This is a genomic window from Clostridioides sp. ZZV14-6009 (assembly GCF_020658095.1).
GTDB lineage: Bacteria > Bacillota > Clostridia > Peptostreptococcales > Peptostreptococcaceae > Clostridioides.
This window is the reverse complement of sequence record NZ_JAGWDG010000002.1, coordinates 140261-159573: the sequence shown is the minus strand read 5'-3', so window position 1 is coordinate 159573 and position 19313 is coordinate 140261. Positions and strand designations below refer to the sequence as shown.

Sequence of the window (19313 nt, the reverse complement as noted above, 5' to 3'; positions counted from 1 at the left end):
AAATTTAAAAAAAATTGTTTAAAGGTATATGACGCGGGTATATATAGACTAACTTAGAAAATAAAAAATTTAATTTGATATATAAAATATTAGGAGGAAATTAATTATGAAAAAATTTGTTTGTACAGTATGTGGATATATACATGAAGGGGATGCTGCACCAGCACAATGTCCAGTATGTAAAGTTGGAGCTGATAAGTTTGAAGAAATGAAAGGCGAAAAGAATTGGGCTGATGAGCACAGAATAGGAGTAGCTCAAGGTGTAGATGAAGAAGTAATCGAAGGATTAAGAGCTAATTTTGTTGGAGAGTGTACAGAAGTAGGAATGTATTTAGCAATGAGTAGACAAGCTGATAGAGAAGGATATCCAGAAGTTGGAGAAGCTTATAAGAGAATAGCTTTTGAAGAAGCAGAACATGCTGCTAAATTTGCAGAACTTCTTGGAGAAGTTGTAGTTGCAGATACAAAAGAAAACTTAAGAGTTAGAGTTGATGCTGAATATGGTGCAACTGATGGAAAATTAAAATTAGCTAAAAAAGCTAAAGAATTAGGATTAGATGCTATACATGATACAGTACATGAAATGTGTAAAGATGAAGCTAGACATGGTAAAGCATTCTTAGGATTATTAAATAGATATTTTGGAAAATAAATTTATAAAAAATTATATATAGATTTTTGATTATCTTTTTAATCTTCTTATATGTCCGAATAGCCTTATTTTATAAGCTATTCGGGCATTTTACTTTATATCAATACTCATGTTTCTAGGTTTATCTTCTTATATTTTTCCCATCAAACGTGGTAAATATCGTGGTAAATACTTTTATGCAATCAGATGCTTAACCTCTGTCTTGGCACTGTCAATGGACGAATGAGCGCACCAGTTTGTTGTGATACCGATACTCGAATGTCCCATGAAATACTGTAAATCTTTCGGGTTCATGTTCCGTTGTGCCAGTTTCGCACAGAATGTATGGCGTAATATATATGGTGTGATATGTGGTAAGGCTGTAACCATGTTGCTTGTTGTATTTCTTCACAATATGGTTAAATAACCCATTGTAATCAATCGCAACCTTTGGATTACCATTCTGATTGACAAATAGGAAATTTCCCCATTCGTCTATTACTATTGGCTCTGTCTTAGGGCGATTCTTAGTATCTATCCAGCACCCATTTCAACCATTATTCATTCTCATAAGTTTAATAATCAACAAATAGAGCTTAAAATGATTGTATATTTCAATCTATTGTGATTATTTATATTTACGAATACATAATAATCATTACATGCTTATCTGTCAATGAATTTTTCTTGATTTTGCACAAATAATTAAGTACGACAGGCTTATAAATAACAAGTAACGAAACAATGTGGAGGGTTATGCCATGAAATACAAACTTTTGGGAGAGAATATCCAGATAATCAGAAAGCACAGAAAAATGAAACAGCAGGAATTTGCAGATGCTATCAGTATCAATATGCAGAGCCATTCCAAGATTGAAGGAGGATTGAATTTTCCTACCTTATGAAACGCTGAAAAAGATAACAAATGTATTAGATGTTACACCAAATGAATTGTTATCTGGAGAATGGAAACATACTTACCATATGGAACAGTTCATCATGGAAGTAGTAGAACGGGAAGAAGATTTCAATGTGTCGCTGGAAAATATGCCCATGATGAATTTTTCCAAAGTCATGAGGAGTGGCAGTTTTATATGAAAGTCAAGATGTCGGAATATATCAACAATTATATGAGCGATATAAAAATATCTATTGATGAATTATTGGAGATAAAGAAGTTAATTCAGCGTCAAAAAATGGACAGGCTGATGAAATGCTATAAGGTATGGCATAGTATTGACCGTTGTGATGAACTGTTAAAGGGGTATCAAGAGGAATAAAGGGAAAGTATGTTGTACAGTTCTTTTACAATGGATTATAGTTTGAGCTTATTACTGCATAAGGATAGCAACTAGAATAATATAGGATAAATAATAAAAGGCTTGTATAGCATAAAGTGTTATGCAAGTCTTTAATTTATTGACAACTGTACTATTTCGTATTATACTGTACTTGTATAAGTAATACAGTATAATGCGAAAGGAGAAAAATAGTGGAAATATTTATCAATAATCATGCTAGTGTTCCTATTTATGAACAAATTTCTTCACAGATAAAAGCACTGATTATCAATGGAGAATTGAAAGCTGGAGAAGCTTTGCCATCCATAAGAGGGCTGGCTAAATCTCTGCATATAAGTGTTTTGACAGTACAAAAGTCTTATGATGTACTTCAAACAGACGGTTTTATAGAAACAACAGCTGGAAAGGGGTGTTTTGTTTCTGCTCAAAATCAAGATTTTTATTTAGAAGAACAACAGAAAAAAATAGAAAGCCATTTTTCAGAAGCCATTGAAATAGCTAAAGTAAGTGGAATTAAATTTAATAAATTACAATTGCTATTAACATTATTGTATGAGGAGGAATGATACTATGGAAAAAATTGCATTAGAGCTTAAAGGAATAACGAAACAATACCAGGATTTTAAACTGGATAACATTTCTTTTAAAGTACCACAAGGAAGTATCGTAGGTCTGATTGGCGAAAATGGTGCTGGAAAAAGCACTACAATCAATGCTATTCTAGGATTGACTGTTACCGAACAAGGAGAAGTATCTGTATTTAACGGAAAAAGTGTAAATGCCGAAACAAAAGAACATATAGGTGTTGTTTTTGACGGAAGTAATTATCCAGACAGTTTAACTCCTAAAAAGTTAGGAAAGGTATTTCAAAACATTTACAAAGAATGGGATAGCCAAAAATATTTAGAACTACTTAATAAATTTGAACTTCCAGTTAATAAAAAACTTAAAGAGTATTCTAAAGGAATGAAAATGAAGTATTCTATTTCGGTAGCATTATCTCATAATTCAAAATTGCTAATTCTTGATGAGGCTACAAGTGGTCTTGACCCAATAATAAGAGATGATATTTTAGAAATGTTTTTAGATTTTATTCAAGATGAAGAACACTCAATATTGGTTTCATCTCATATTACCAGTGATTTAGAAAAAATTGCAGATTATATTGTATTCATACATAAAGGAAAAGTATTATTTTCAAAACCAAAAGACGAGTTATTAGAAAAATATGGAATTATAAAATGTAATTCAAAGCAATTTAATGAAATAGATAAAGCTGATATTATTGCATATAGAAAACAAGATTATGAATGGCAAATATTGATTTCTAATAGGCAGCAGACAGAAAGAAAATATCCGAAAATTATGATTGTACCAGCGAGTATAGATGAAATTATGCTTATGTATGTAAAGGGGGATAAATAGTATGAAAGGTTTGCTTTTAAAAGATTATTACATTATCAAGTCATCAATTATTACACTACTGATTACTTTTGCTGTTATTGGGTTTGGAGTATCTTTTTTTGCAACTCCACAAGTTTTGATTGTTATAGCAACAACTGTACTAGGTATGAGTGTAGCAACGATAATTAATATTGACAAAAAATGTGGTTGGTTAAAAACAGCTGTAACATTTCCAACACCTAAAAGAACAATTATAAGCAGTAAATATCTTATGTATGTGCTACTATGTTTGCTTGGCATAGTGTTTGGAATAATTTTCAGTACAATGGTATCTTTTGTTATAAATGATATGAATTTTAGATTTTTGCCATTGTTTACATGCTTGAGTATAGTTATGACATTCTTTTCTGGCGGAATTATGCTTCCATGCTTTTATTTACTTGATGAAGAAAAAAGTGTGGTTGGTGCAATAATAGCATATCCACTTGCAGCAGGATTTGTATTCGGCATGAGTAAATTGATTGATAACGGTACTTTGTCAATGGCAATAAGTATTCTAGTTTCGATTATTATATTTATAATTTCATGGTGTCTGGTTTGCAAACATGTATCAACTAAAGATATTTGATATAATGGCAATGATGAAGTTAGGGAGATATAACTGCTATGAAAGTTTTAAAAAAAGAGATATGAAACAATCTTAAAAGGTGAATAAACACGAGGTTATCTTCTTTTGAGCATATCGTCAGATTGATGAAAAAGCAATCAAGGAAATTTTGAAATTCTATAACACTTATATATCCAAATTATGCCTACGTCCGTGTTACAATGAGAGTGGTTCGGTCAATATGCAAGTTGATGAAGAACTAAAAGGATAAATTCATACACAGATGATAAAAGCTATTTTTATGTTTGAAATCAAAGTAAAATAGTCTAGTTGTATGAATGAAGAAAGGGAAATGTACAGCTTTTGTGCTATCTTCCTTGTCTCTTTATCGTCATGTCAAGGCTCATTCAATCGTGGTAAAATGAGTGCTTTTTTTAGGGTATTAGGAATTTCCCTTAGGTCAATTAAAGCTAATAGGAAGTATTCAAATATAAAAATATGGAATTAAAGAGTAAATTAGATTCTAAAACAGTAAATTGACATACATATAGGAATACATTAAACTAAGTATAAAAATATTGACTGTTTAATAAAGGTGGTGGATAAACTGATTAAGTATACACATAAAAGTAAGATAGCTATTGTAGTGCTACATGAAATTTATGGAATTAATAACTTTATAAAGGATATTTGTCAAAAATACTATCAAGATGGATATGATGTATTCTGTCCTGAACTTTTGGGTAGTGGGAAAGTTTTTTCTTATTTAAAATCCCAAGATGCATATAATTTTTTTATAACTAATATAGGATTTAATATTTATGAAAAAGTAGAAAAACTTATAAATGATTTAAAATTAAAATATAAGCATGTATTCGTTATTGGGTATAGTGTAGGTGCAACAATTGCATGGAGATGCAGTGAAAATTCATTGTGTGATGGAATAATTTGCTGTTATGGTTCTCGAATTAGAGATTATATAGATGTAATTCCAAAATGTCCTGTTTTATTGGTATTTGCAAAATACGATTCATTTGATGTTGATTTTGTTGCCTCTCAACTTGTTAAAAAACAAAACATTCAAATTGAAATTGCAGAGGCAAATCATGGTTTTATTGATACATATTCAAAAAATTATTCTAATACTCATGCACAAACATTTAATCTTCAACAAATGGAGTTTCTATCTAAACATTCAAGTTAATAGAGACTATAATTACTTATAAGAGAATTTAAAAATTTTTTGTTTGTAACACACTCATGCATAGAAGAAAAGAGTATGTCAAAATATATTTGTCTATTGATATTTTAAAATTAGATAGAGCATTTTTTACAGAAAAAGATGAAAGTAATAATAAAAAATGTTTCTAAAGAAGAATTAAATATATAAATAAATATAGAATAGATGAAAAATAAAGGTGCTTTTAGATAGTCAAAGATACTATCTAAAAGCATCTTTATTTTATAGAAATTATGCTAAAATGAATAATATTTATATGAGGAAGAAGCTTAATTGAGAAAAAAAATCAAAAGAATACAATAATCACTTGCAAAACTTATACTATTGTGATAGACTTAAATCAAAATTAAGAATTGTAAAAAGAAGGAAAAAAATAGGTAATCATTTTAATGAGTCACAACTTAAAAATAAGATACTAGAATTTAAATAGAATGAAAAGTCTACACATAAATTTAAATTAGTATAAGGAGGAGGAAAATCATATGCCATTAGTATTATCAAATATAGGAGAAGAAGTAGTTATAAAGAAGATTTCAGGAAGTGATAAGACAAGAACCTTTTTAAATAGCATAGGATTTGTAGTAGGAACAAATGTTAAAATAATTTCTAAGATAGAGGGCAATTTGATAATAGATGTAAAGGATACTAGAATTGCATTAGATAAAAAAATGGCAAGTAGGATAATAATATAGGGAGGTAGTAACATGAACAAGCTAAAGGATATTAAGTGTGGGGAAACTGTAAAAGTTAAAAAATTAGAAGGAGAAGGAGCTACACGAAGACGTATAATGGATATGGGGATTACAAGGGGTGTTGATGTGTTTGTGAGAAAAGTAGCTCCTCTTGGAGACCCAATTGAAATAACAGTTAGAGATTATGAACTGTCAATTCGTAAATCAGATGCAGAAAAAATTATTGTGGAATAATAAACTTAATTATAGTAGGGTTAATGCAATTATATAGTGAGAATGATTTTCTGTATCAAAAATAATTATGTATCTAAATATTAATGGAGGGAATGGAAATGTCAATAAAAATAGGTCTCATAGGAAATCCTAATTGTGGCAAGACAACAATGTTTAATGGACTTACAGGTTCATCGCAATATGTTGGTAACTGGCCAGGAGTAACAGTTGAAAAAAAAGGTGGAAAATTAAAAGGAAATAAAGATGTAGAAATAGTAGATTTACCAGGGATTTATTCTCTATCACCATATACATTAGAGGAAGTTGTTACACGTAATTTTATGCTTGATGATAAACCAGATGCAGTAATAAATATTGTAGATGCATCAAATATAGAGAGAAATTTATATTTAACAACTCAGGTTTTGGAATTAGGTATACCTACTGTTATAGCTCTTAACATGATGGATGTTGTTAAGAAAAATGGAGATAAGATAAATATTAAAAAATTATCAGAGGTTATAGGTTGCCCTGTAGTAGAAGTAACAGCTGTTAAAGGGCAAGGAATTATGGAAGCTGCTCAAAAAGCAATTGAAATTGCAAGTTGTAACAATAAATTAGATTTTAAGTTACCTTTTGTTGATGAAAGCAAAGGAGCAATAGAAAAAATCGAAAAGATAATAGAGGAAAAAACTCCATATATAGATATGGAAACACGTTGGTTAGCGATCAAGTTATTTGAAAGAGATGAAAATGTTATACAAAAGCTTGATATTTCTAAAGGAATATTAAATGATATAGAAGAAATAACTAGAAGCTGTGAAGATGAATTGGATGATGATAGTGAAAGTATAATCACAGCAAATCGTTATGAATTTATCAGTTCAATAATTTCAAGCATAATAAAGAAAAATAGAAAAGGTAAAGAAACTGTCTCAGATAAAATAGATAAGATTGTAACAAACCGTATATTAGCACTACCTATTTTTGCACTTATAATGTGGGGAGTTTACTACATAGCAGTAAGTTCATTGGGTGCTATAGCAACTGATTGGACAAATGATGTATTGTTTGGAGAAATTATTCAAGGTAATGTAAGTAATTTCCTAGCTTCCGTAAATGTAGCTGATTGGTTACAAGGTCTTGTAGTTGATGGCTTAATTGGTGGAGTTGGAGCTGTATTAGGATTTGTGCCACAAATCATGCTTTTATTTTTACTATTATCAATACTTGAAGATTGTGGATACATGTCACGTGTGGCTTTTATAATGGATAGAATCTTCCGTAAGTTTGGTCTTTCAGGAAAGTCATTTATACCAATGCTTATAAGTTCAGGTTGTGGAGTTCCAGGTGTTATGTCAACTCGTACTATAGAAAATGATAGAGACAGAAAAATGACTATCATGTTGACTACATTTATTCCATGTGGAGCTAAAATTCCAATAATAGCTTTATTTGCAGGAGCACTGTTTGGAGGGGCTTCATGGGTAGCACCATCAATGTATTTCTTAGGAATTGTAATGATAATTGTTTGTGGAATTATATTAAAAAGAACTTCTTTATTTGTTGGAGAACCATCTCCATTTGTTATGGAACTACCTCAATATCATGTTCCTAGTGCAAAAGGTGTTTTAATTCATATGTGGGATAGAGGAAAAGCATTTATAATCAAAGCAGGTACAATTATATTTGTTGCTTGTGGAGTAATATGGTTCTTACAATCATTTAACTGGTCACTACAAATGGTAGATGCAGGAGATAGTATATTGGCTAGTCTAGGAAATATAGTTGCACCAATATTTGCGCCTCTTGGATTTGGAAACTGGCAATCATCAGTAGCAACAGTTACAGGTCTAGTAGCAAAAGAAAATGTAGTTGGAACATTTGGTGTTTTGTTTGGTATATCAGATGCAACAGAACAAGACCCAACACTTCTTGGTTCAGTTGCAAGTATGTTTACAGTAGTTAGTGCATTTTCATTTATGGCATTTAACATGCTTTGTGCACCTTGTTTTGCAGCTATTGGTGCTATAAAAAGAGAAATGGGTTCATGGAAATGGACATGGATTACATTAGGATTCCAAACTTTAACAGCTTATATAGTTGCTCTTCTTATCAATCAAGTTGGAAGTGTACTTTTAGGAACTGGTGGAAGTATTGCTGGGGCAATAATATCTATAGTTATAGCAATAGCTGTAGTATTTGGAGTTTTAACTTATTCAAATCGAACAATAAAAAAAGATAAAATTGGTAATTTGAGCTATATGAAAAATTAGTTCATATAAATAAGGAGTGATGATTATGGCTACATTTGTTATAGCAGCTATTGTGGTAATATTAATGGCATTGGCTGTGATGCATATGGTTAATAACAAAAAAAAGAATGGCAGTAGTTGTGGATGTGGTTGTTCTGGATGCTCAAGTAGTAAGAGTTGCCATGATACTAAAAGATAGATAAAATAAGAGTCTGATAAAAAGTTTAAATTACTTTATTATCAGGCTTTTATTTTTTATATAAATAATAAATTTCATATTTGAAGTCAATTAGACTATATTATATTTTTACTGTATAATTATAGACAAATATATGATTAGGAGGGATTATTGCTAAATACAGCAATATAAATGTTTATTATGTTTAAATTTGATGTGACAAACGAACTTATGTGTATAGCAAGAGGAAGTGGTAAATTTTTTGCTAAAAAAGGTGCTATGGTAGCATTTAAAGGAAATTTTAACTTTGAAAAATTAATATTAGGCCCAAACAATGGCGGTGGTTTAGGTAGAGCATTACTAGGACATGTTCAAAGGTCATTGACAGGAGAACAAATGCCAATAATGGTTGTTGAAGGTGAAGGTGAAATTTACCTAGCACAAAATGCTTATCATGTAGATGTAATATCAATTGACCCAGGTGACTCGATTTGTGTTGAGAGCGAAAACTTATTAGCATTTTCAGAACAACTAGATTATAGTGTAAAATTAATTGGTTCAGGAGTAATATCTCAAAAAGGACTTTTTACTACACATTTAATAAATAAAACAAGCCAAAATCAAGATATTGCCATAATAACAGATGGTAACCCTCTGATACTTGAAGGGCCTTGTTGTGTTGACCCAGATGCGTTAGTAGCATGGACTGGAAGGGAACCATATCCTAAAGTAGCAAAACTATCATGGAAAACTTTTGTTGGTCAGACTTCAGGGGAATCTTATCATATGGAGTTTGTTGAACCTGGCCAAATAGTTATTATACAACCATCGGAGAGATTGTCTAGTCTGAATACAGATGCAACACCTTCTGACAGAATGAGGTCAGGTGGAGTAAGAATTGGCATAGATTAATTTTTATAGTGCATTTTAATTGTGATTTAAAATATATTTAAAGAATAAAAATGGTAGCAGGGGTAGGTATATTAAAAAGGAGTTTTAGATGCTGGAGAGAATTCATAAAAAGTTTAAAGGATATTACATTTTCTTACTAATCTTAATTTTATGGAAAATTGTATGTGTTTTAGGTATATGGAGTAGCTATATTTTGCCTCCACCTGAAAGAGTTTTCGAAACTTTTATAAAAATGATAAATGATGGTTCTATTTTTTTAAATGTTTATGCTAGTGTTAAGAGGATATTTATAGGTTTTTTAATAAGTTCATTGATAGCAATACCACTTGGAATCGTATTTGGTGTAAATAAAAAAATGTATGAGTATTTCAAGCCACTATTTGAATTTATGAGAAGTACACCTCCACTAGCTTTAATACCTATGCTGATTTTATGGTTTGGTATAGGTGAAGAGTCTAAAATTATAATTATAGTTTTAGCATCGTTTTTCCCAATATTTTTAAATACGCTAAAAGGGATAAAAAATTGTGACAGTAAATTAATCGAAGTAGGAAAGTCTTTTAATTTATCTAAGAAAAGAATTTTTTGCAAAATAATAATTCCTAATTCTATGTTAGATATTATTGTTGGACTTAGTCTAGGTCTTGGGTATAGCTTTAGAGCTATAATTGGTGCAGAACTTATTGCGGCTTCTTCTGGTTTAGGATACTTGATTTCTGATGGTAAGGATATGTCAAGAACTGATATTGTACTGGTTGGAATTTTTGTTATTGGTTTTTTAGGTATACTTTCAGATTATCTATTTTCAATGGCAATAGCAAAATTTAGCAAAGGGAAGCAGGTTGATTTAAATGGTTAGAAATGGATTTTTATTAGAGAATATACATAAAAAGTATTTAGTTGATAATAAAGAACATTTAGTGCTTGATGATATATCATTGAGTATATCTAGCGAAGAAATAACGGTTATATTAGGGGAAAGTGGCTGTGGGAAGACAACTTTGCTTAGAATTTTAGCAGGTCTTGAAAGTGCTACTAGTGGAAATGTATATTTTTTTTATAATGATAAAAAGTGTATCCCAAAAGTAGGGGTTGTTTTTCAAGAAAGTAGACTAATGCCATGGCTAAATGTAAGTGAAAATATACTTTTACATACTGAAAAAAATAATAGAAATAAGGTTGATTTAGATAGATATTTAAAGATGATGAAACTTGAAAAGTTTAAAAACTCATATCCAAATGAGCTCTCAGGAGGAATGGCTCATAGAGTAAGTATTGCAAGAGCTCTTTCTTTTAACCCAGATATTCTATTGATGGATGAACCATTTGCTGCATTAGATTATTTTACAAGAAGAAAAATGCAAAAAGAAGTAGTAAATATCCATAAAAATACTAAAAAAGGGGTAGTATTTGTAACTCATAATATCGAAGAAGCTATGGAAATAGCAAAGAAAATAATTGTTTTTAGTAAAAATAAAGGGATTAAACAATTTAGTGTCGAAGATGAATATAATAGAGATTTAACTAAAAGCTATTATATAAGCTTAAAAAAAGAAATATTAAGGGAATTGGGGGAGTTTTAAGTGATTAAAAGAAACAAAAAAATTTTAGCAGTAATGACATCTTTAGTAATGGTATTGGTTGGTACTGTGGGATGTTCAACAAAAGAAGAGGGTAATAAAGATGTTCCTACAAAAAAAGAGACTAGTTTACCTAAGGAAATAAATTTAACCTATGTAAAGTCTCCACTTAATGTTCCAAGTATACTGGAAAAGAAGGATGATTCATTTGGTAAGGAATTTAAAAAGGATAATATAAAAGTTAATTTTCATGAACTAACAACAGGCCCAGAACAAACTCAGGCACTAGCTGCTGGAGAATTAGACTTTTTGCATGCATTAGGTGGAACATCTGCTATAATAGCTGCTTCTAATGGAGTTGGGCTTAAAATTACAAATATCTATAGCAGATCACCAAAAGGATATATGCTTATAACTAACAATGAAAATATCAAATCTATAAAAGATTTAAAAGGTAAGAAAATTGTAGGGCCAAAAGGGACTATACTTCATCAATTATTGATTGCTGCACTTGCTAAGGAAGGTTATACTATAGATGATGTTGAATATGTAAACATGGATATTCCTAGCGCTGCCTCTGCATTAGAAAGTAAAAGTGCTGATGTTGCAATGCTTGCAGGTCCAGTAGCTCTAAAAACAATAAATGCAGGTAGCAAAATGATAGTAAATGGAGAAGGTTTAGTTAGTGGAATAATAGTTACTGCAGTAAGTGATGATTTTTCTCAAAAATATCCTGAATTAGTAAAAAGATTTATGAAAGTTCATGAAGAAACTTTAAAATATATGGATGAAAATAAAGATAAGGTAATGGAAGATGTATCAAAAGAAGTTGGTTTAACTTTAGATGAAACAAAGGAAATGTATTCTTGGTATGATTTTAGTTCTAAGATAACAGATAAGGATATAAAAGAGTTAGAGGATACACAAGAATTCTTGATGTCTAATGGAATGCAAGAAAAGAAAATAAATATTAAAGATATGTTATATAATCAAAATTAGTATATTAAAATAGAAAATACATCCTTAAGTTATTGTGGTAATAACATGATAAAAAAGGATGTATTTTTATTTTTAATTATTTTATAGAATTAAATCTAATTAGAAACAGCTTACTATTTTATCTACACTTATGTAGTCAAGCAATTTTCTCATTTTTTTACGATGAAGCAAAAACTTAGAATATGTGTCTTCTGATTGTTTTGGATCACCGTAAACTTTCCAATATTTAATCATAGAAACTTCACAGTTACTATATCCCATAAATCCAATCACATCTTTAAGGGGATATCCTAAAAAAATACCTATTTCATCAGGAAAAGTATCAGTTTTAAGTTTTTCAACTAGATGCTCTAAATAAGCATTTACATTAGTATTTTGTTTGTATCCTAAAAACTTCAAAAAATTTACTGTTTTTTTACATTTTAATCTTTCTGACAATGCAGTTTTATTTACAAATAATATTTTTAATCCTTTTTTTTCTTTATCAATAGCTATAAAATCTATCTTTTTACACTTATATAAATATTTGTAAATATCACTAATTTTTTCCTCTCTATTTACGTCAGTAAATGAAATATTTATTATTTCAGCAGGTTTAGAGCCTAAAAAAACTGGACCTAAAACTTCTAAAAGCCATTTTATATATGATGATTCAATTTTATTCTTACAACAAAATTGTGAATTGCAACAATGCATAAAAGATAACCTCCTTCAAATGAAAACTAATATCAATTAATTAAATTATACTATGAATGATAATCAATATCAATAATAAAATTATATTTTTTTATTTAATTACTTATCTATTATAATTTCCCAAAAAATAAATTATAAATTGTTTAATTTTAGTAAATAAAAAATAAAAATATAGAAATACTAAATGTAAGAAAGAGAATTATTAAAACTTTTTGTAATATAAAACATCTAGGAGGGTAATAAAAATGAAATTAAAAAGAACTTTATTTGTAGGACTTGCGTTAGTATTAGCTATAGGTATGACAGCATGTACTAAAAAAACTGAACAACCAGATGAAAATGCAGGAAAAAATCCAAACGAATCAGTAAATAACAATGAAGGCTATATGAATTATTATTCAACAAGCTATAATGATTATATAGCAGGTTTAAATAGATATTCTATTTATGATACTCCAGAAAGTATAAATAATCAGTTTAAGGATAAAGAATATCCAGGAAATGAAAAATATTTAAGTGATGTAAAGGCTGCATATAAAGACAGTAGAGATAAAATACAATCATTTGTAGCTTCTCTTAAAAAAGATGGTAAAACAGAAGATGCCGAATTAAAGAAAATGAACGATGAATTAATAACTGAAGGTGAAAGATTAGTAAAGGATATAGATTCTAGACTAGCAAAATTAGATAAAGTCTCTGATGAAGATATGAAAAAAGGTCAAAATGACTTTATGAAATTAGTTCATGGAACAGAAGATGTTGGAAATGATATAGGTAGTGGTTTTAGAAAAATGATAAAAGATATGAATGATAGATTAGGAATAACAGGAAACAATAAAAAATAGTTATTTATCTTTAATTAGGAATAATAAAAAATAAAAATTTTAAATAAATTTATTGACAAATATTATTAATAAATATATTATATATAACATAGCAACAAATGATAATCGAATTAAATTAAATAACGTCTTATCAAGAGTGGTGGAGGGACTGGCCCTTTGAAACCCGGCAACCAGTATATTTTATATACATTGGTGCTAAATCCTGCAACTGATATAGTTGATAGATGAGTATAAATAGCTTTTTAAGCCTGAGTTTATACTCAGGCTTTTATTTTGTTAGATACAAATTTAAAATACATAAATAAAAATAAACATACAAATTGAGCAGAATATGTGGGGAGGAAATTTTATGGTTAGCATAAAAAATGTTAATAAGTATTATGGAAAGACTCAAGTACTTAAAGATGTAAGTATTGAGATAGAATCTGGAGAAATCTTTGGGATAATAGGTCATAGTGGTGCTGGAAAATCAACACTACTTAGATGCATAAATGGGCTAGAAGAATATCAAGAAGGTAGTGTGCTTGTATCTGATAAGGAAGTAAAGTCATTAAATGAAAAGCAAATGAGGGATTTAAGAAAAGAGTTAGGAATGATTTTTCAACACTTTTCATTACTTGAAAGAAAAACAGTATTTGATAATGTAGCATTACCTTTAGAGTGTTTTGGATATACAAAGGCAGAAATTAAAAAAAGAGTTTTAGAGTTACTAGAAGTGGTTGGTATATCTGAAAAGAAAAATGATAAACCAAGAAACTTAAGTGGTGGTCAAAAACAGAGAGTTGCAATTGCTAGAGCTTTAGCACTAAACCCACAAGTACTTCTTTGTGATGAAGCAACTTCAGCACTAGACCCAAATACTACAAAATCAATTCTTTCATTACTTGAAGATATAAACAAAAACCTAGGAATAACAATAATAGTTGTAACTCATCAAATGGAAGTTATAAAACAAATTTGCGGAAGAGTGGCAATAATGGAAAATGGAGAGGTATTAGAAGTAGGAGATACAGAAGAAATTTTCTTGAGAAATACTAAGGGACTTAGAAAATTAATAGGTGAAGAAAGTATAATTTTACCAAAAGGAACAAATATAAAAATACTATTCCCTAAAGACATTTCTAATGATGCTATTATTACAACAATGGCAAGAGAGTTAAACATAGATGTATCTATAATATTTGGGAAATTAGAACAATTTAAAGAGGATATTTTAGGTTCACTTATTATAAATGTTTCAGATAAAAGCGGAGAGAAAGTAAAACAGTATCTTACAGATAAGGACATAAGATGGGAGGAAATGATAAATGAATAGTCTAATTGATTTTTTAACAACACTATTTCCAAATGCATTACTACAAACTTTATATATGGTCATAGTACCAACTGTAGTGGCAACAATATTAGGATTTATACTAGCAATTATATTAGTAGTGACAAAACCAGATGGATTAAAACCAAATAGCACGATTAATAGTGCACTAGGATTTATAGTAAACATATTTAGAAGTTTCCCGTTTATGATACTTATAGTTGCAATGATTCCAATAACAAGATTAATTGTTGGAACAAGTATAGGAGAAACTGCTGCAATAGTACCAATAACTATTGGTGCAGCACCATTTATCGCTAGGATTATAGAAAGTTCATTAAATGAAGTTGATAAGGGACTAATAGAAGCTGCCAAATCTTTTGGGGCTACAAAAAAACAAATAGTATTTAAAGTTATGATAAAAGAAGCAATGCCTTCAATTGTATCTGGAATTACATTGTCAGTAATTTCTATACTTGGTTATACAGCTATGGCAGGTGCAGTAGGAGCTGGTGGACTAGGTAATATAGCACTTATTTATGGATACCAAAGATTTGATACAGCAGTAATGGTTTATACAGTAATAGCACTTGTAATACTAGTTCAAATAATACAAGGTTTAGGAAATCTAGCGTATAAGAAACTAAAATAATTTAATCAATAAAACATTTTTAAAGGGGGAGTAAAAAATGAAATTAAAAAAATTATTATCAGTAGCATTAGTGTCAGCAATAGCAATATCAGCAGTAGGATGTTCAAACAAAGAGGATAAAAAAATATTAGTAGGGGCATCATCAAATCCACATGCAAAAATATTGGAAGTTGCAAAACCTTTATTAAAAGAAAAAGGATATGATTTAGAAGTAAAGATATTTGATGATTATGTGCTTCCAAATACAGCCTTAGATGAAGGTTCTTTGGATGCTAACTTCTTTCAACATATTCCATTTCTAGAGGAGACTGTTAAGGAAAAAGGATATAAACTTACTTATACATCTAAAGTTCATATAGAGCCAATGGGATTCTATTCAGAAAAAGTTAAATCATTAGATGAAGTAAAAGATGGAGCAGTTATAGCTGTACCAAATGATGCGACTAATGGAGCTAGAGCACTTAAATTATTAGCAAAACATAAATTAATAGAAGTAAAAGATGGCGAACTTATAACTAAAAAAGATATAACTAAAAATCCTAAAAATATACAAATAAAAGAAATGAATGCAGAACAATTACCAACAGTATTAAAAGATGTTGATGGAGCAGTAATAAATTCTAATTATGCTTTAACAGCTAATTTAAATCCTACTAAAGATGCAATAGTAATAGAATCAAGTGATTCTCCATATGTAAATATAATTGCTTGTAGAGAAGATAATAAGGATAGTGATAAGATTAAAGCTTTATCAGAAGCTATGAATAGTAAAGAAGTTAAAAAGTTTATACAAGATGAATATAAAGGAAGTATCGTTCCAGCTTTTTAAATTAAATATACAAAATCTATAAAATGAGTAAAATTTTAAAAACTTTACTCATTTTTTTTTATAACTAGAAAGTGACAAATTTTTTGGGAGAATTGTGGTAACATATTTATAGATAAAACTATATAAAAATGAAGAAGTGGTGGGGAATATGGAATCTAAGGGAACTTTAAGGAAGAATAAGGTCTATATATTGGCTAATGGGTTATTTTTAATTATTGCACTTTTGAATATAAATTTGTATACAGTTTCCATAAATATGTATAGGATAATTTTACTTTGGATATTTGGATATTCTATAGTTTATATAACTAGTTTTGAAAAAGATGAATTTATAAATATACTAAAATTAGGATGCCTTGTATTAGTTTTTGTGGGGATTTTAGGCATAGCAGAATTAGAGATTCAAAAATTCCAAGTTATGATACTCAATTTAAGTATAATTAATATATCTACATTTATATACTTAACAATTTCTAAAATAAAAAAACTGAGAATAAGTCATTTGTTGATTTTCAACAGTACTTTTGTAATAGTAGATTATTTTCTACGAAGTATTTTTAATAACTTTTATTTGAATATGATTATTATGTCAATTAATATTGTCATATCTTTGTTCAATTTATTGTTTGTATTAAACAAAATCAATAGTGAAGCTGAACATTATAGCTTAATAAAAAATTTATCATACTTTGCTTTATTTGCAACTATTATAGGTTTTATAACAACTTGTCAAATTAGTATAGTAGATACAGATAGATTAATAGGAGTAGTGTATTTATTGTTATGTAATCATACTTACTATGTGTATGTATACAGTCTAAGTAATAGAATAGTATATCCATATTATGAATTAAATTCAATAAATAAGAAGTTAAGTAAAAAGTCAGAACAATTAAGTAAGATAAATCTAGCAATAGAAAAGGATATGACTATACAGAAAACATTAAAAAATTACATAGATGAAAGAAAGGAGTTATTAAGACAAGCACTTGATACTATACCAAATGTATGGATAATAACAGATTATGATTTTAATATAAGTTATACAAATAATGCATTTAAAGATGAATTTTCAAAGGACATGAAAAACTTTTATCACATATTAAATTTTATAAAAGAAGATGAGTGTGTAGCTGAAAAGCTAAAAAAATTTGATAAGGATATAAGTATAATTGATAAACAAGTAGAGCTAAATAATAAAATATATTTGCTAAGTTTAAGTAATAATGAAGAAGAAAGTAATTATTTAATAAGCTTAAATAATATTACAAATGAAATAAAAATGGATAAAGAGATAAGGGCTATAAATAAAGATTATGAAAATATAATATTAAATATACCCTCTCCTATACTTGTAAGAAGTGCAGAAGGTGGTATAAAGAAGAATAAAGTAATAAGCATAAATAAAAAATATGAAAAGAGTTTTAAATGTACATCAAAAGAGCTAGTTAATATGACATTAGAAAAATATTTTGAAACTTTTAACATAGATTTCTTTGATAATAGAGACTTTAAAAGATTAAATCTAACAAAAGAAAAGAAAGCTGAAATAGTAAGTTATAATGATACAGCAAATTGTATAGTTAATTTTGTAATGTCTGATTCAGATGGTGAAGAACATGTTGAAGAAGTGAGAGTTGGAGATTATTGGTCAAATAATAAATTATTTAAGTTACTTACATTTAGAGATATAACCAAAGAAATAAATATACTTAGAACAGTAAATGAACAAAAAATAATATATGAAAAATTATTAGATGCTATACCAGAGGCTATTTTTCTTGAAGATTTAAGTACATCAAGAGTACTTTATACAAATAGAGCTTTTAGAGAATTATTTGGAATATCAAGTGATGTACTAGGAGTAACAACACAAAAATATAGAAATATCTTGGTAAAAAAATACATAAACAATTTAAATATAGGTGAAAGAGAAAAAAGTATTCATATAGTAAATGAAAACAATCATATTAAAGAAGTAAATATGATATCAAGAACCTTATACTTTGGACAGAAGAGAAGTAGAGTGAGAATCATTAAAGATTTAAGTGTACAAAGAGAGTCTGAGAGACTTAAAAAAGCATTAATAAAACAAAGACAGTATGACCAGATGAAGATGGAGTTCTATGCTAATATATCTCATGAACTCAAGACTCCTTTAAATAATATCTATAGCTCAGTTCAGCTTATCGAGAATCTTTATAAAAAAGGCAAGATAATTGACTGTCAAGATATATTAAGAGAACACATAAAAATAACTAAACAAAACATGTTTAGATTATTAAGATTAATAGATAATATAATAAATATTTCTCAAGTTAAATCAGAAATATATAAGATTAAAGCAGTTAACTTTGATATTATCGATATAACAGAAAGAATAGTTACATCCATTAGCAGTTATGCAAAATCTAAGGGAATCGACTTAGTTTTTGATACAAATGAGGAAACTATGAGAGTAGGTCTTGACCCAGAATCTATAGAAAGGATAATATTGAATATATTATCAAATGCTATAAAGTTTACTTTAGAAGGTGGAGAAATACTTGTAGGAATATATAAAGAAGGTGCAAATGTAGAAATACTTATAAAAGATACTGGAATAGGTATAGAAAAGGAAAAATTAAATGACATATTTAATAGATTTAAACAAATTGAAAATAGTGGTATATCAAACGAATTCGGCAGTGGAATAGGATTGTGTCTTGCAAAATCGTTAATTGAAATTCAAAATGGAGAAATTTATATAGATAGTAAATTAGGAGAAGGAACAGAGGTGAAAATCATATTCCCAATTAAAGAAGTAGTTGAAGAAGTCTATGATAAATCAAATTACAATGATAATATTGAAAAATTCGAGATAGAATTTTTTGATATATATAAGTAGTAAATATTGAAATCCATTATTTTATATATTAATATACAATTAAAAGCAGACTAATTTTACTTATAATTTTAGCTGTATTT

Annotated in this window: 22 protein-coding genes, 1 pseudogene and 1 riboswitch; of the genes and pseudogenes, 21 read left to right on the top strand and 2 right to left on the bottom strand. The window is 28.5% G+C overall.

Annotated features, from left to right (window positions below; genetic code table 11):
* Positions 1 to 106 precede the first annotated feature (106 nt).
* Positions 107 to 652, top strand: coding sequence for an NADH peroxidase (locus KGF36_RS04065; protein WP_107594844.1), 546 nt, complete (start codon positions 107 to 109; stop codon positions 650 to 652).
* A 174-nt stretch (positions 653 to 826) separates the two neighbouring features.
* Here KGF36_RS04065 and KGF36_RS04060 read toward each other — a convergent pair.
* A pseudogene (locus KGF36_RS04060) lies at positions 827 to 1160 on the bottom strand (tyrosine-type recombinase/integrase); the annotation flags it as partial.
* 232 nt (positions 1161 to 1392) lie between these two features.
* Here KGF36_RS04060 and KGF36_RS04055 point away from each other — a divergent pair.
* From KGF36_RS04055 to KGF36_RS03985, 15 genes are all read left to right on the top strand, one after another.
* Positions 1393 to 1536 (top strand): helix-turn-helix domain-containing protein, encoded by a 144-nt coding sequence (locus KGF36_RS04055; RefSeq protein WP_227827338.1) that lies wholly within the window; start codon positions 1393 to 1395, stop codon positions 1534 to 1536.
* Between the two features lie 189 nt (positions 1537 to 1725).
* Entirely contained in the window at positions 1726 to 1911 is a 186-nt protein-coding gene (locus KGF36_RS04050; RefSeq protein WP_227827339.1) for a hypothetical protein, read from the top strand.
* 212 nt (positions 1912 to 2123) lie between these two features.
* Positions 2124 to 2498: a GntR family transcriptional regulator gene (locus tag KGF36_RS04045; protein WP_227827340.1), complete on the top strand. Its 375-nt coding sequence runs from the start codon at positions 2124 to 2126 to the stop codon at positions 2496 to 2498.
* Between the two features lie 4 nt (positions 2499 to 2502).
* Entirely contained in the window at positions 2503 to 3357 is an 855-nt protein-coding gene (locus KGF36_RS04040; RefSeq protein ID WP_227827341.1) for an ABC transporter ATP-binding protein, read from the top strand.
* A 1-nt stretch (position 3358) separates the two neighbouring features.
* Positions 3359 to 3964, top strand: a complete 606-nt coding sequence (locus tag KGF36_RS04035) for an ABC-2 transporter permease (RefSeq protein ID WP_227827342.1) — start codon at positions 3359 to 3361, stop codon at positions 3962 to 3964.
* A 121-nt stretch (positions 3965 to 4085) separates the two neighbouring features.
* The gene (locus KGF36_RS04030; RefSeq protein ID WP_227827482.1) at positions 4086 to 4214 is read left to right on the top strand and encodes a helix-turn-helix domain-containing protein; all 129 of its coding nucleotides are present in this window, start codon (positions 4086 to 4088) and stop codon (positions 4212 to 4214) included.
* 324 nt (positions 4215 to 4538) lie between these two features.
* Positions 4539 to 5147 carry a dienelactone hydrolase family protein gene (locus KGF36_RS04025; protein ID WP_227827343.1) on the top strand — a complete coding sequence of 203 codons (609 nt, stop codon included), beginning with the start codon at positions 4539 to 4541 and terminating at the stop codon, positions 5145 to 5147.
* A gap of 518 nt (positions 5148 to 5665) precedes the next feature.
* Positions 5666 to 5875, top strand: coding sequence for a FeoA family protein (locus tag KGF36_RS04020; protein ID WP_227827344.1), 210 nt, complete (start codon positions 5666 to 5668; stop codon positions 5873 to 5875).
* A 12-nt stretch (positions 5876 to 5887) separates the two neighbouring features.
* A complete protein-coding gene (locus KGF36_RS04015; RefSeq protein WP_227432844.1) occupies positions 5888 to 6109 on the top strand; it encodes a FeoA family protein in 222 nt (73 codons plus the stop codon).
* 98 nt (positions 6110 to 6207) lie between these two features.
* On the top strand, positions 6208 to 8364 hold the full coding sequence (feoB, locus tag KGF36_RS04010; RefSeq protein WP_227827345.1) for a ferrous iron transport protein B: 2157 nt from the start codon (positions 6208 to 6210) through the stop codon (positions 8362 to 8364).
* Positions 8365 to 8389: 25 nt separating this feature from the next.
* Positions 8390 to 8542, top strand: coding sequence for a FeoB-associated Cys-rich membrane protein (locus KGF36_RS04005; RefSeq protein ID WP_227827346.1), 153 nt, complete (start codon positions 8390 to 8392; stop codon positions 8540 to 8542).
* Between the two features lie 180 nt (positions 8543 to 8722).
* Positions 8723 to 9433: an AIM24 family protein gene (locus tag KGF36_RS04000; protein ID WP_227827347.1), complete on the top strand. Its 711-nt coding sequence runs from the start codon at positions 8723 to 8725 to the stop codon at positions 9431 to 9433.
* Between the two features lie 88 nt (positions 9434 to 9521).
* Positions 9522 to 10292 carry an ABC transporter permease gene (locus KGF36_RS03995; protein ID WP_227827348.1) on the top strand — a complete coding sequence of 257 codons (771 nt, stop codon included), beginning with the start codon at positions 9522 to 9524 and terminating at the stop codon, positions 10290 to 10292.
* The gene (locus KGF36_RS03990) at positions 10285 to 11016 is read left to right on the top strand and encodes an ABC transporter ATP-binding protein (RefSeq protein WP_227827349.1); all 732 of its coding nucleotides are present in this window, start codon (positions 10285 to 10287) and stop codon (positions 11014 to 11016) included. Before KGF36_RS03995 ends, KGF36_RS03990 begins: the two co-directional genes overlap by 8 nt.
* Before the next feature lie 33 nt (positions 11017 to 11049).
* Positions 11050 to 12012, top strand: coding sequence for an NrtA/SsuA/CpmA family ABC transporter substrate-binding protein (locus KGF36_RS03985; RefSeq protein WP_255611362.1), 963 nt, complete (start codon positions 11050 to 11052; stop codon positions 12010 to 12012).
* 99 nt (positions 12013 to 12111) lie between these two features.
* On the opposite strand, the gene KGF36_RS03980 is transcribed toward KGF36_RS03985, so the two are convergent.
* Complete coding sequence (locus KGF36_RS03980; RefSeq protein WP_227827351.1) at positions 12112 to 12708, bottom strand: DUF3793 family protein; 597 nt, start codon at positions 12706 to 12708, stop codon at positions 12112 to 12114.
* A 245-nt stretch (positions 12709 to 12953) separates the two neighbouring features.
* On the opposite strand from KGF36_RS03980, the gene KGF36_RS03975 reads away from it, so the two are divergent.
* The 5 genes from KGF36_RS03975 (at position 12954) to KGF36_RS03955 (ending at position 19233) form a co-directional block, all read left to right on the top strand.
* On the top strand, positions 12954 to 13553 hold the full coding sequence (locus KGF36_RS03975) for a hypothetical protein (protein WP_227827352.1): 600 nt from the start codon (positions 12954 to 12956) through the stop codon (positions 13551 to 13553).
* A 124-nt stretch (positions 13554 to 13677) separates the two neighbouring features.
* A riboswitch (SAM riboswitch) is annotated at positions 13678 to 13784 on the top strand.
* Between the two features lie 118 nt (positions 13785 to 13902).
* Positions 13903 to 14868: a methionine ABC transporter ATP-binding protein gene (locus KGF36_RS03970; protein WP_227827353.1), complete on the top strand. Its 966-nt coding sequence runs from the start codon at positions 13903 to 13905 to the stop codon at positions 14866 to 14868.
* A complete protein-coding gene (locus KGF36_RS03965) occupies positions 14861 to 15517 on the top strand; it encodes a methionine ABC transporter permease (protein ID WP_227432857.1) in 657 nt (218 codons plus the stop codon). Before KGF36_RS03970 ends, KGF36_RS03965 begins: the two co-directional genes overlap by 8 nt.
* A 37-nt stretch (positions 15518 to 15554) precedes the next feature.
* Entirely contained in the window at positions 15555 to 16346 is a 792-nt protein-coding gene (locus tag KGF36_RS03960; protein WP_227827354.1) for a MetQ/NlpA family ABC transporter substrate-binding protein, read from the top strand.
* Positions 16347 to 16494: 148 nt separating this feature from the next.
* A complete protein-coding gene (locus tag KGF36_RS03955) occupies positions 16495 to 19233 on the top strand; it encodes a PAS domain-containing sensor histidine kinase (protein WP_227827355.1) in 2739 nt (912 codons plus the stop codon).
* Positions 19234 to 19313 lie beyond the last annotated feature (80 nt).

Excerpts from the sequence above, each read along its gene's own strand:
- KGF36_RS04065 (WP_107594844.1), top strand. The coding sequence starts at position 107 with ATGAAAAAATTTGTTTGTACAGTATGTGGATATATACATGAAGGGGAT.
- KGF36_RS04055 (WP_227827338.1), top strand. The coding sequence starts at position 1,393 with ATGAAATACAAACTTTTGGGAGAGAATATCCAGATAATCAGAAAGCAC.
- KGF36_RS04050 (WP_227827339.1), top strand. The coding sequence starts at position 1,726 with ATGAAAGTCAAGATGTCGGAATATATCAACAATTATATGAGCGATATA.
- KGF36_RS04040 (WP_227827341.1), top strand. The coding sequence starts at position 2,503 with ATGGAAAAAATTGCATTAGAGCTTAAAGGAATAACGAAACAATACCAG.
- KGF36_RS04035 (WP_227827342.1), top strand. The coding sequence starts at position 3,359 with ATGAAAGGTTTGCTTTTAAAAGATTATTACATTATCAAGTCATCAATT.
- KGF36_RS04020 (WP_227827344.1), top strand. The coding sequence starts at position 5,666 with ATGCCATTAGTATTATCAAATATAGGAGAAGAAGTAGTTATAAAGAAG.
- KGF36_RS04015 (WP_227432844.1), top strand. The coding sequence starts at position 5,888 with ATGAACAAGCTAAAGGATATTAAGTGTGGGGAAACTGTAAAAGTTAAA.
- feoB (WP_227827345.1), top strand. The coding sequence starts at position 6,208 with ATGTCAATAAAAATAGGTCTCATAGGAAATCCTAATTGTGGCAAGACA.
- KGF36_RS04005 (WP_227827346.1), top strand. The coding sequence starts at position 8,390 with ATGGCTACATTTGTTATAGCAGCTATTGTGGTAATATTAATGGCATTG.
- KGF36_RS04000 (WP_227827347.1), top strand. The coding sequence starts at position 8,723 with ATGTTTAAATTTGATGTGACAAACGAACTTATGTGTATAGCAAGAGGA.
- KGF36_RS03995 (WP_227827348.1), top strand. The coding sequence starts at position 9,522 with ATGCTGGAGAGAATTCATAAAAAGTTTAAAGGATATTACATTTTCTTA.
- KGF36_RS03990 (WP_227827349.1), top strand. The coding sequence starts at position 10,285 with ATGGTTAGAAATGGATTTTTATTAGAGAATATACATAAAAAGTATTTA.
- KGF36_RS03985 (WP_255611362.1), top strand. The coding sequence starts at position 11,050 with ATGACATCTTTAGTAATGGTATTGGTTGGTACTGTGGGATGTTCAACA.
- KGF36_RS03980 (WP_227827351.1), bottom strand. The coding sequence starts at position 12,708 with ATGCATTGTTGCAATTCACAATTTTGTTGTAAGAATAAAATTGAATCA.
- KGF36_RS03975 (WP_227827352.1), top strand. The coding sequence starts at position 12,954 with ATGAAATTAAAAAGAACTTTATTTGTAGGACTTGCGTTAGTATTAGCT.
- KGF36_RS03970 (WP_227827353.1), top strand. The coding sequence starts at position 13,903 with ATGGTTAGCATAAAAAATGTTAATAAGTATTATGGAAAGACTCAAGTA.
- KGF36_RS03965 (WP_227432857.1), top strand. The coding sequence starts at position 14,861 with ATGAATAGTCTAATTGATTTTTTAACAACACTATTTCCAAATGCATTA.
- KGF36_RS03960 (WP_227827354.1), top strand. The coding sequence starts at position 15,555 with ATGAAATTAAAAAAATTATTATCAGTAGCATTAGTGTCAGCAATAGCA.
- KGF36_RS03955 (WP_227827355.1), top strand. The coding sequence starts at position 16,495 with ATGGAATCTAAGGGAACTTTAAGGAAGAATAAGGTCTATATATTGGCT.